The sequence below is a fragment of the Calditrichota bacterium genome (assembly GCA_014359355.1).
Taxonomy (GTDB): Bacteria; Zhuqueibacterota; Zhuqueibacteria; order JANLFK01; family Oleimicrobiaceae; genus Oleimicrobium.
Genome location: JACIZP010000097.1, coordinates 1 through 10,973 on the forward strand (window position 1 = coordinate 1; position 10,973 = coordinate 10,973).

Sequence of the window (10,973 nt, forward strand, 5' to 3'; positions counted from 1 at the left end):
ATCGTGGCAAATCAGCCAGCGGTGTTGGCTGGCGTGCTGGACATCGATGCGTCGGACAAAGGGGCGCGTTTCGTGCGTTTCTGCGACTGCTTCAATATTCCCCTGGTCACTTTTGTGGACGTCCCCGGTTTCCTGCCCGGCACGGCCCAAGAGTTCGGCGGCATCATCAGGCACGGGGCAAAGCTCCTCTATGCCTATTGCGAGGCAACGGTGCCAAAGCTCACGGTGATTACGCGCAAAGCCTACGGAGGGGCCTATGACGTGATGAGCAGCAAGCATGTGCGCGGGGACGTCAACTATGCCTGGCCAACCGCCGAAATTGCGGTCATGGGGCCCCAGGGAGCAGTGGAGATCATCTTCAAGAAGGAGATCGCGCAAGCTGCTGATCCAGTGCGGGCTCTCGAGGAGAAGGTGGCGCAGTTCCGGGCGGAGTTTGCCAATCCCTACAAAGCTGCCGAGCGAGGGTATCTGGACGATGTGATCGAACCACATGAGACACGACCTCGCCTGATCAGAGCCTTGGCGCTGTTGGACAGCAAAGCGGTGCCGGTGCCGCGGCGAAAACATGGCAATATCCCCTTGTGACTGGCGGCTACCTCGGAGAATAGCACGGTGAGCACGGTCCATCTTGCTCGGGGTAGTGGGCGTTCGGAATGGGGAGCAAAGTGAGCATGTTCAAGCGGGTGCTGATTGCCAATCGCGGCGAGATTGCGGTTCGCATCATGCGGGCTTGCCGGGAGTTGGACATCGAGACCGTGGCCGTTTTCTCGGAGGTGGACCGCTCCGCACGCCATGTGCGGTACGCCGACTATGCCTTTCCCATAGGCGGGGGGCCCGCAACTGAGAGCTACCTGTGCCAGGAGCGGATTATCGAGGCGGCGCTGCAGGCCAAAGCTGAGGCCATCCACCCGGGGTATGGCTTTTTGGCCGAAAATGCGGCGTTCGCACGGGCGGTGGAGACCGCCGGTTTGGTTTTCGTCGGGCCGCGTCCGGAGACAATCGCTCTGTTGGGCGACAAGATCGCCGCCCGTCACATGGCCAGCAGTGCCGGCATACCCGTAGTGCCCGGCGTGGAGCAGACCATCAGCTCCGCTGACGAGGCCGCAGAGGTGGCGCAGCAGGTTGGGTATCCGCTCCTCATCAAGGCGGCAGCCGGCGGCGGCGGCAAAGGGATGCGGATCGTACGTACCCCAGCAGAACTGCCGGAAGCGGTCAGGGCGGCCCGCTCCGAGTCCCAGTCCGCTTTCGGTGACGGCCGCATTTACATAGAAAAATACCTTGAGCAACCACGGCATGTGGAGATTCAGGTCATTGCCGACAGTCACGGCACCGTCTGTCACCTTGGCGAACGAGAATGTTCCATTCAGCGGCGCCACCAAAAGGTAGTGGAGGAATCCCCTTCCCCGATCGTGGATCAGGCGTTGCGTGCGGCTATGGGCGAAGCAGCGGTGCGTGCTGCGAGGGCAGCGGGTTACCTCAACGCGGGCACGGTGGAATTCCTCTTGGACGCGCAGCGCAACTTTTACTTTCTGGAAGTGAACACCCGGTTGCAGGTGGAACACCCGGTGACCGAAATGGTGACCGGTATTGACCTCGTCAAGGAACAGCTACGCGTGGCGGCGGGGTTACCACTTAGTTTCCGCCAGGAGGAGGTGCACTGGCGCGGTGCGGCCATCGAGTGCCGCATCTACGCCGAGGACCCCGAGAACGATTTCCTCCCGTCCACAGGGACGGTGAGCAGCTACCGGGAGCCGGGAGGGCCCGGAGTAAGGGTCGATTCCGGCATCGGCCAGGGGGATCAGATCTCTATTCACTACGACCCTCTCATCGCCAAACTCATCGTGTGGGGACAGACGCGCGCCGAGGCCATCGCTCGGATGCGACGCGCCCTGAGCGAATACACCATCATGGGTGTGAAGACCACCATACCCTTCCACCTTGCGCTGATGGCCAATCCGCGTTTCGTGGAAGGCAGGCTTTCTACCCACTTCATCCAAGAAGAATTCGCGCAACAGACGATGGAAGCCGCGCCGACCGATCGCCAGCTCCTCGCCGCGATGGCGTCGCTCGCCTGCATCCTGGACAGCCAGCGACAACAATCTGCGCGTCCCTCCGACAACACCTCACCCCGGATGGGAGCCTGGAAGCTGGCCGGACGCCGACGGGCAATCGAGAAGTACTGAACGTGTTTGCGGAAGATTCGACTGGGAACGCGCTTGCCATGCGATACCGCGCCGAGATCGATGCACACGAATTCGAACTTGACCTCCGTCTGCAAGGCCCCGGTGCCACTGCCATCGTGAATGGCACTGCCGTGCCCATCACCGTGACGCGCTTCGGAAGCTCGACCGAGTATGCCGTGCTATTCGGTAACCGCTCTTTTGCCTTCGACGTTCAGCAGAATGCAGCAGGAACCTGGGTTGCACACGGGGGACGCGTCTACCACTGCCGCGCACAGAATGCACGAAGAGAGGCGTTGGTGCGACTGACCGAGGCGCACGAGGGGCCCCACCAGGCCTGGTAGGTGCGGGCGCCTATGCCGGGCTTGGTCCTGGAAATCAGGGTGCGCGAGGGCGATGCGGTGGAAGCCGGCCAAGGGGTGCTCGTAGTGGAAGCGATGAAGATGGAAAACGAGCTCCGGGCTCCGTGCGCCGGAACGGTCAGGGAAGTGAAGGTCAGAGAAAAGCAGTCGGTGGAGCAAAATCAACTGCTGATTGTTTTTGCATAGACCCAAGTGCGGTGGCGTGAGCGACCGACTATTGGCCTCGTGTCGCAACCAAGACGCCAGCCTGAGCTGGTAGCATTGAGGAGATACCATGATGGGCAAAGCGCAGCGTGTCTGTACTCGCGAGGACGTCGAAGCCGGTTTGCGCCTTCTTCCCAACTATTGCGATCCTTGGACTGCCGAGGAATATGCGGCGGCTCTGCAGCAGGCTCCGGAGAATCCGTACCTGCTTTGCCGAACCGCACAGAGCTTCTACTTTGCCGGGTCCTTGAGTAGGTCGGTGGAGTTGTTTCAGAAGCTCCTGCAAAAGGTGCCACGTTGTGCAAGTGCGCGACACCAACTGGGCATGGCCTATTACCGGCAGGGCAAGTTAGCAGAGGCGCGGCGCACTTTTCGGGAGGTGACCAGAATTGACCCCCAATTTGCCATTGCCTACCACTGGCTTGGCTTGACCTGCTACCACATGGGGCGGCGGGACGAGGCCCTGCAGGCTTACCGCCAATGTCTGGAAAAGAGCCCGGAGTCTCTCATCGTGCTCTACGACATGGCCATCATCCATGCGGCGATGGGAAGGCACGAGGAAGCGGTACAAGTGTTGCGCCGTCTCACGGAAGCCTTTCCTGAGGATGCCGCTGCCTTCTACCACTTAGGCATGGCGTATAGCCACCTTGACCAGGACCACCAGGCTTTAGCCTGTTTCAAGCGGGCACTGGCGCTGGACCCACACGATCGCCGTGCGCGCCACATGGTGGAGGTGCTCTCGGAAGCTGCCAATCAGTCGCAACGCCTGCTGTGAGGGGAAAGATGCGAACCAAACGCAGAGGTGAAGACCATGGTAGGCATAGTCGGTTACGGTGCCTATGTGCCGCGCTATCGGATACGCATCGAGGAGATCGCCAAGATCTGGGGGGCTGACGCCCCCACGTACCGTCGTGGCCTAATGCTGGAAGAAAAGTCGGTGCCTGCTCCGGACCAGGATACCATCACGATGGCAGTCTGCGCAGCCCGTCATGCCTTGGCGCGGGCAGGCATCGACCCCAAGAAGATCGGGGCAGTCTACGTCGGTTCTGAGTCGCACCCGTATGCCGTGAAGCCCTCAGGCACCGTGGTAGCCGAGGCGATCGACGCTACGCCCGACGTGCACTGCGCCGACTTAGAATTTGCCTGCAAGGCGGGGAGTGAGGCAATGTTCATTGCTCTCGGGTTGGTTGCTGGGCAGACGGTTGAATATGCCCTGGCGGTGGGTGCCGACACCTCGCAAGGCGCCCCTGGTGACGCCCTGGAGTACTCTGCGTCGGCCGGTGCAGCCGCCTTCGTCATGGGCGCAGACAATTTGGTGGCAGAAGCAGAATTCACCTATTCCTACATGACCGATACCCCGGATTTCTGGCGCCGAGAGCATCAGTTCTACCCGAAACACGCTGGGCGTTTCACGGGCGAGCCCGCTTACTTTCACACAATAGTTTCAGCGGGTCGCGGCCTGCTGGCCAAGTCGGGACTGGAACCCAAGGACTTTGCCTACGCGGTATTCCACCAGCCAAATGGCAAGTTCCCGCTGCGGGTGGGGAAAATGCTCGGCTTCACCCCGGAACAGATCAAACCGGGGTTGCTCTGTCCCAAGATTGGCAACACCTACTCGGCCTCTTCACCCCTTGGCTTGACAGCTGTTCTGGACAGCGCCAAGGCAGGGGAAAGAATTTTCATGGTCTCCTACGGCTCCGGCGCGGGGAGCGATGCCTTCGTGTGGCGAGTTACCCCTCGCATCGACGAGGTACGGGACGCCGCACCTCGTACCTGGGACATTGTCAGCAAGAAGCTGAAGTACCTCGACTATGGCACGTACGCCAAGTTCAGAGGCAAAATCGTTATGGCAGAGGAATAGCCCTTGGGCCGGCTGCATGAATCCTGAGCGATGGAGGCAGACGTGGCACGCGAAGTAGCTATCATTGGCGTCGGGCTGAGCGAGTGGGGCGAGCTGTGGAACAAGTCACTGCGTGACATTTTTGTCGAGGCGGCCCTCAGGGCCATCGACGACGCTGGCGTGGACCGCATCGATTCCATGTATGTGGGCTGCATGAGCAGCGGCCTATTCGTAGGACAGGAGCACCTTGCTGCCCTGCTTGCAGATTACTTGGGGATGCGCCACATCCCGGCAGCCAGGGTCGAATCCGCCTGCGCCTCGGGAGGCCTGGCACTGAAGGTAGGGTTCTTGGAGGTGGCCAGTGGCGTAAGTGACGTGGTCCTGGTGGGAGGAGTGGAAAAGATGACGGACGTGAGCACCGACCAGGCCACTGCTGCCTTGGCCACAGCAGCTGACCAGGAATACGAAGTCTACTACGGTGCCACCTTTCCTGCCCTGTACGCCATGATGGCCAGGGCGCATATGCACCAGTTTGGCACCACGCGCGAGCAACTTGCCCAGGTGGCGGTGAAGAACCATTACCACGGCTCCATGAACCCCCATGCTCAGTTTCCCCACAAGATAACGGTCGAAGAGGTGCTTAATTCCATGGTTGTGGCTGACCCCTTGCGGGTGTTGGACTGCTCTCCCATCACTGACGGCGCGGCGGCGGCTGTCATTTGTTCCTTGCCCACGGCCAAGAAGATCTGCAAGAAACCCATCGTCAAAGTCATCGGATGTGGGCATGCCACCGACACGATCGCCTTGCATAGCCGCAGTGACCTGACCTATCTCCAGGCAACAGCACTTGCCGCGCAGCGGGCGTTTGCCATGGCCGGGAAGAAACCCGAGGACATCGATCTCATCGAACTGCACGACTGTTTTACTATCGCTGAGCTCATCGTGCTGGAATCTATGGGTTTCCTGGAGAGAGGAAAAGCCGGAGAAGCGACTGCATCTGGCGTCACCACCTTGGGCGGCAAGTTGCCCGTCAACACCAGCGGCGGATTGAAGGCAAAAGGACACCCAGTGGGCGCAACGGGAGTGGCGCAGGTGGTGGAGATTGTCCAACAGTTACGTGGCGAAGCAGGCGCCCGGCAGGTGGAAGGTGCGCGAGTCGGTCTCACGCAGAATATGGGCGGCACCGGCGGCAGCACGCTGGTGCACATCCTGGAGGTGCTCTGATGTCTGTACCAAAGTACTGGCGCGAAATACCGCGGCGTTACCGCCTCGAGGCAGGGCAGTGCACACACTGCGGCTCCACCTTCTATCCCCCTCGGCTGGTCTGTTCAGAGTGCAAGAGCCGGGAGTTTCGTACGGTCTGCTTGCCCATGGGAGGGGTGGTGGAAACCTTTACCGTGGTGCGCGTCCCCCCCAGCGCTCTTGTCGAACAGGCTCCCTATGTCTTGGCAGTGGTGCGCTTGGCAGATGGCACGAAACTTCTCACCCAACTCGTCGATTGTGAACCGGAGCAATTGACTATCGGCATGCCCGTACGACTTGAATTCAGGCGCATCTTCGCGGAGGGCCGCGCTGGCATCATCTGCTACGGCCACAAGGCGGTGCCAGAGTAGGCACGCCTGAGGCGCCCCATTTCTGCCCCGGAATGGGGCGCCGAACGTTTCTCAAGCGCAGGTACGACGGGAAAAGGTTCGGACACCAGCGTGTCCCCCCTGCTGGAGGAACGCCACGCCCGAAGAGCTGGCCGCCATAGGGCTGCCGCAGGGGTTCGTGGTAGGCACTGACGGGAGGAAAAAGCACCAGGCAATGTTCCGGATCGAAAGCCGTGTGGACACTTCTTCAGTAGAGTTCAAAGAAAACCGTGAGCATATGCTGCGTCTTGTGGAGGAGTTGCGGCAGCGTCTTGCCGAGGCCAAGAAAGGTGGACCTCCCTCGGCGCATCAGAAGCATAAGGCTCGGGGGAAACTGACGGCCCGTGAGCGACTGGCCAAGCTTTTCGACCCCGATTCCCCCTTTCTGGAGCTCAGCCCCCTTGCCGCCTTCGACATGTACGACAACCAGGCGCCTGCTGCGGGCCTCATCACGGGGATAGGGGTGGTACACGGGCGAGAAGTCCTGGTCATCGCCAACGACGCCACCGTCAAGGGCGGCACCTACTTCCCCATGACCATCAAGAAGCACGTGCGCGCGCAGGAAGTGGCGATGATGAACCGCCTGCCCTGCGTCTACCTGGTCGATTCCGGGGGCATCTTCCTGCCTCTGCAGGAGGGCACCTTCCCGGATCGTGACCACTTTGGGCGGATCTTTTCCAACCAGGCTCGCCTTTCCGCCATGGGCATACCGCAGATATCCGTGGTGATGGGCTCATGCACGGCCGGCGGCGCCTATGTGCCGGCCATGAGCGACGAGACGATCATCGTGCGGCAGCAAGGGACGATCTTCATTGGGGGGCCCCCCTTGGTGAAAGCCGCCACCGGCGAGGTGGTTACCGACGAGGAGTTGGGCGGGGCAGACGTGCATTGCCGCATCTCTGGCGTGTCGGACCATTACGCCGAGAACGATGAACACGCCCTGCAGATCTGCCGAAATATCATCGAGTGCCTGGACCCGCCGAACCGCTTTCCCATCGACGTTGCCGAACCGGAAGACCCCTACTACGACCCCGAGGAGCTGTACGGCATCATTCCGAAAAACCTTCGCAAGCCCTACGACATCCGCGAGGTCATCGCCCGCATCGTCGATGGAAGCCGCTTTCAGGAGTTCAAGCAGCTGTACGGCCCCACTTTGGTGTGCGGATTTGCACGCATCATGGGCTACTTAGTGGGCATACTTGCCAACAATGGCGTGTTGTTCAGCGAATCGAGCCTCAAGGGGGCACATTTCATTGAACTCTGCACGATGAGGAAGATCCCCCTTGTCTTCCTGCAGAACATCACCGGGTTCATTGTCGGCAAGCAGTACGAGCACGGAGGGATTGCCAAAGACGGCGCGAAGTTGGTGCACGCGGTGGCCAATGCGCAAGTGCCCAAATTCACAGTCATCGTCGGCGGCTCCTATGGCGCCGGCAACTATGCGATGTGCGGGCGCGGTTATGACCCCCGCCTCCTCTGGATGTGGCCCAACGGGCGCATCTGCGTCATGGGAGGTGACCAGGCTGCCGACGTCCTTCTCACGGTCAAACTCGAGGCGCTCAAGCGAGAAGGCAGGACAATGACCCCGCAGGAGATGGAAGAGTTTCGCCGCCCCATCGTGGAGCTCTACGAGCAGCAGGCAAGCCCCTACTATTCGACCGCCCGTCTTTGGGACGACGGAATCCTGGATCCGCTCGAGACTCGTACGGCCTTGGCGCTGGGCATCGCCATGTCCCTGAATGCGCCCATTCCCGAACAACGCTATGGCGTGTTCAGGATGTGAAGGGGCTCCGAGTGCCGTCCTGTCTAATGCGCCGGCTCAAGGCCACCTCCCATGATGCTCGCATGGGCGGGAGGCAGAAACAGTTCACTGCGCGATTCGGGCGGGAGATTCTGTGGGGCATTCTGGTTCCCACACCCTTAGGCAACAGTTCTCGGTGCAGAAAGAATCCTCATCGGAGCGGCCCCCAGCGCTCGCCCGAAATTGGCCTCAGACACTATTCTTGGCTTAACAGGCGCAGGACGAACCTCTATGACTGACTACCAAACCATTCAACTCCGCCGACAGGGAGCAGTGGTGACCGTGGCGCTGAACAGGCCCCAGGTGCGCAACGCCTTCGACGCTCTCATGCTGAGGGAACTGATCGACGCCTTCACCGGACTGGCTGGCGATTTTCCCAAAGTGCGAGTGGTTGTGCTCACGGGGAATGGCGCCTCCTTCTGTGCCGGTGCCGACCTCAACTGGATGAAGGAAACGGTGCATTACAGCGTCGAGGAGAATCTGGCCGACGCCCGCCAGGTGGCAGAATGCATGCACCTGCTCTATCGTTTACCGCAGCCGACCATCGCTCGGATCAACGGACCTGCCATCGGTGGCGGCATGGGATTTGTGTGCGCATGCGACATGGCGGTGGCGCAGTGCGACGCAGTCTTTAGCCTGAGCGAGGTGCGCATTGGCCTCGTGCCTGCGTGTATTTCGCCCTATGTGCTAAAGAAAACCGGTGAAGGACGCTGCCGCGAGCTCTTCCTTAGTGGAGAGCGTCTCTCAGCCGAGCGCGCCCACGCCCTTGGCCTCGTCAATGAAGTAGTTCCACCGGAGGACCTCGATGCGGCGGTTCAGCGCAGGGTCGAGCAGCTGCTTGCCAATGGCCCACATGCAATGGCAGCCTGCAAGGTTCTCCTGGAAAAAGTGGCGCACCAAGAGCTCGAAGAGGCGAAAGTGTTCACCGCCGAGCTGCTAGCGAACTTGCGGGCAGGGGCAGAAGCACAAGAGGGGATGGCTGCCTTCTTAGGGAAAAGGACCCCTCATTGGCGCAGGGACCCTTCCGGAGGTCAATGACAGAATGCTACGCAGGGTGTTGGTGGCCAATCGCGGAGAGATCGCGGTGCGCATCATCCGTGCCTGCCGGGAGCTCGGCATGGAGACGGTGGCTGTCTACTCCGAGGCGGATGCAGAGGCGCTCCATGTGCAGCTCGCCGACCAGGCAGTGTGCCTTGGTCCGGCGCCTCCGTTGCAGAGCTACTTGCGAGTCGAGGGGGTCATTGCCGCGGCGCACCAGACTGGTGCCGACGCGATTCACCCTGGTTATGGCTTTCTTGCTGAGAGCGCAGCGTTCGCGCAACGCTGTGAGGAGGAAGGTATCACCTTTGTTGGCCCTCACTCCGCAGCTCTGGCGCTCGTCGGCGATAAGGTCGCGGCTCGAGCTACCGTTGCCAGGGCTGGCGTACCCACCATACCTGGCATGCTCCTCAAGACGACTGATCTCTCCGTCCTCGCCTCTGAAGCTGACGCGTTGGGCTATCCCCTGCTGGTGAAGGCCTCCGCAGGTGGTGGAGGCAAAGGCATGCGCCTGGTGCGCCACAAGAGGGAGCTGAGAGCAGCCTTAGAAGCAGGTATCCGCGAGGCCGAATCGGCTTTCGGCGACGGTTCCCTGTACCTTGAGAAATGCATCGAGGAACCACGCCATGTGGAGTTCCAGGTGCTGGCCGATCATCACGGCAACGCGGTGCACTTGTTCGAGCGCGAGTGTTCGGTGCAGCGCCGATATCAGAAAATAGTTGAAGAATCGCCCTCTTCTGCCCTTCATCACGAGCTCAGGGGGCAAATGGCCGAAGCCGCGTTGAAGGTCGTTCGAGCCTGCTCATACACTAATGCCGGGACCGTGGAGTTCCTCCTGGGCAAGGATGGCACTTTCTATTTCTTGGAGGTGAACGCGCGCATCCAGGTGGAGCACCCGGTGACTGAGTTGGTGACCGGTGTTGACCTTGTCCGTCAGCAGTTGTTGATCGCCAGCGGCGAGCCGCTGCAATTGCGACAGGAGCAAATCGCGCAGCGCGGACATGCCATCGAGTGTCGCATCTATGCCGAGGATCCTGCGCGCGATTTTCTCCCCTGCTCAGGGACGGTGGTTTCACTGCAGGAGCCACGGGGCGCGGGGATTCGTTGCGATTCGGGGCTTTACCCAGGGTGCCGGGTGAGCATACACTACGACCCGTTGTTAGCCAAGCTCATCACCTGGGGGCAAGACCGCGAGCAAGCTCGGCGTCGCATGGTGGCGGCTTTGGAGGACTATGCAATTCTGGGGGTGCGCACGCAGATTCCGTTCCTCCGGGCCATAATGAAGCACCCGGCCTTCGTGGCCGGTCAGACGACTACCGGCTTCCTGCCCCGCTTCATGGATGAACTCTTGCGTGAGTCCTCCGATAAGGAGGCAGAACTGGACGCATTGCTGGTGGCGGCAATCGCCGAGTTCGAGCGAAGGCGAACCCCGCGCTCCAGCACCCCCAAGGAAATCACCCCATGGCAGCGGGTCGGGCGCTGGGAGCTGGGCATGGGCCACTGAGGTCGGAGACACGAAAGTGGAACTGGAAATGGCAATCGATGGCAACACGTACCGCGTCTCAGTCCACAAGGAGGGGAGCACCTACCGTGTCAACATTGCAGGTAACACCATGCATGTGACGTGCCGGGAATTGACATCTACCAGCAGACTGCTTGTGAGAGACGGCCAGACACGCCTCGTGCACCTTGTCTGCCAAGGAGAGGAGTACCAGGTGTGCGTCCGCGGCTGCGCGCTCACGGTAAAGTCGGGGACTCGCCTGCCCGCCGACCCAGCCGCCACAGGCCGACTACTGTCACAGAGTGGTCAAGTCCGCGCACCGATGCCCGGCAGACTCATCCGCTTGCTCGTGCACGTGGGTCAGCGCGTAAGCGCGGGCGACCGGCTCGCCGTCTTGGAGGCAATGAAAATGGAGC

12 protein-coding genes are annotated in these 10,973 nt (G+C 61.0%); all 12 read left to right on the forward strand.

Annotated features, from left to right (window positions below):
• A partial coding sequence (locus H5U38_03980) for a methylmalonyl-CoA carboxyltransferase (protein MBC7186177.1) occupies window positions 1-585 on the forward strand: 585 nt, incomplete at its 5' end.
• An 86-nt stretch (window positions 586-671) separates the two neighbouring features.
• The gene (accC, locus tag H5U38_03985; protein ID MBC7186178.1) at window positions 672-2,183 is read left to right on the forward strand and encodes an acetyl-CoA carboxylase biotin carboxylase subunit; all 1,512 of its coding nucleotides are present in this window, start codon (window positions 672-674) and stop codon (window positions 2,181-2,183) included.
• A 38-nt stretch (window positions 2,184-2,221) separates the two neighbouring features.
• Window positions 2,222-2,524, forward strand: a complete 303-nt coding sequence (locus H5U38_03990; GenBank protein MBC7186179.1) for a hypothetical protein — start codon at window positions 2,222-2,224, stop codon at window positions 2,522-2,524.
• Between the two features lie 12 nt (window positions 2,525-2,536).
• Window positions 2,537-2,728: an acetyl-CoA carboxylase biotin carboxyl carrier protein subunit gene (locus H5U38_03995; protein MBC7186180.1), complete on the forward strand. Its 192-nt coding sequence runs from the start codon at window positions 2,537-2,539 to the stop codon at window positions 2,726-2,728.
• Window positions 2,729-2,816: 88 nt separating this feature from the next.
• Complete coding sequence (locus H5U38_04000) at window positions 2,817-3,521, forward strand: tetratricopeptide repeat protein (GenBank protein ID MBC7186181.1); 705 nt, start codon at window positions 2,817-2,819, stop codon at window positions 3,519-3,521.
• A gap of 36 nt (window positions 3,522-3,557) precedes the next feature.
• Entirely contained in the window at window positions 3,558-4,607 is a 1,050-nt protein-coding gene (locus H5U38_04005; protein ID MBC7186182.1) for a hydroxymethylglutaryl-CoA synthase, read from the forward strand.
• A gap of 30 nt (window positions 4,608-4,637) precedes the next feature.
• Window positions 4,638-5,810: a thiolase domain-containing protein gene (locus H5U38_04010; protein MBC7186183.1), complete on the forward strand. Its 1,173-nt coding sequence runs from the start codon at window positions 4,638-4,640 to the stop codon at window positions 5,808-5,810.
• Window positions 5,810-6,199: a Zn-ribbon domain-containing OB-fold protein gene (locus H5U38_04015; GenBank protein ID MBC7186184.1), complete on the forward strand. Its 390-nt coding sequence runs from the start codon at window positions 5,810-5,812 to the stop codon at window positions 6,197-6,199. Before H5U38_04010 ends, H5U38_04015 begins: the two co-directional genes overlap by 1 nt.
• A gap of 193 nt (window positions 6,200-6,392) precedes the next feature.
• Window positions 6,393-8,000 carry a methylcrotonoyl-CoA carboxylase gene (locus tag H5U38_04020; GenBank protein MBC7186185.1) on the forward strand — a complete coding sequence of 536 codons (1,608 nt, stop codon included), beginning with the start codon at window positions 6,393-6,395 and terminating at the stop codon, window positions 7,998-8,000.
• Between the two features lie 249 nt (window positions 8,001-8,249).
• The gene (locus H5U38_04025; GenBank protein ID MBC7186186.1) at window positions 8,250-9,056 is read left to right on the forward strand and encodes an enoyl-CoA hydratase/isomerase family protein; all 807 of its coding nucleotides are present in this window, start codon (window positions 8,250-8,252) and stop codon (window positions 9,054-9,056) included.
• A 4-nt stretch (window positions 9,057-9,060) separates the two neighbouring features.
• Window positions 9,061-10,560, forward strand: coding sequence for an acetyl-CoA carboxylase biotin carboxylase subunit (locus tag H5U38_04030; protein MBC7186187.1), 1,500 nt, complete (start codon window positions 9,061-9,063; stop codon window positions 10,558-10,560).
• A gap of 16 nt (window positions 10,561-10,576) precedes the next feature.
• On the forward strand, window positions 10,577-10,973 hold a 397-nt coding region (locus tag H5U38_04035), incomplete at its 3' end, for a biotin/lipoyl-binding protein (protein ID MBC7186188.1).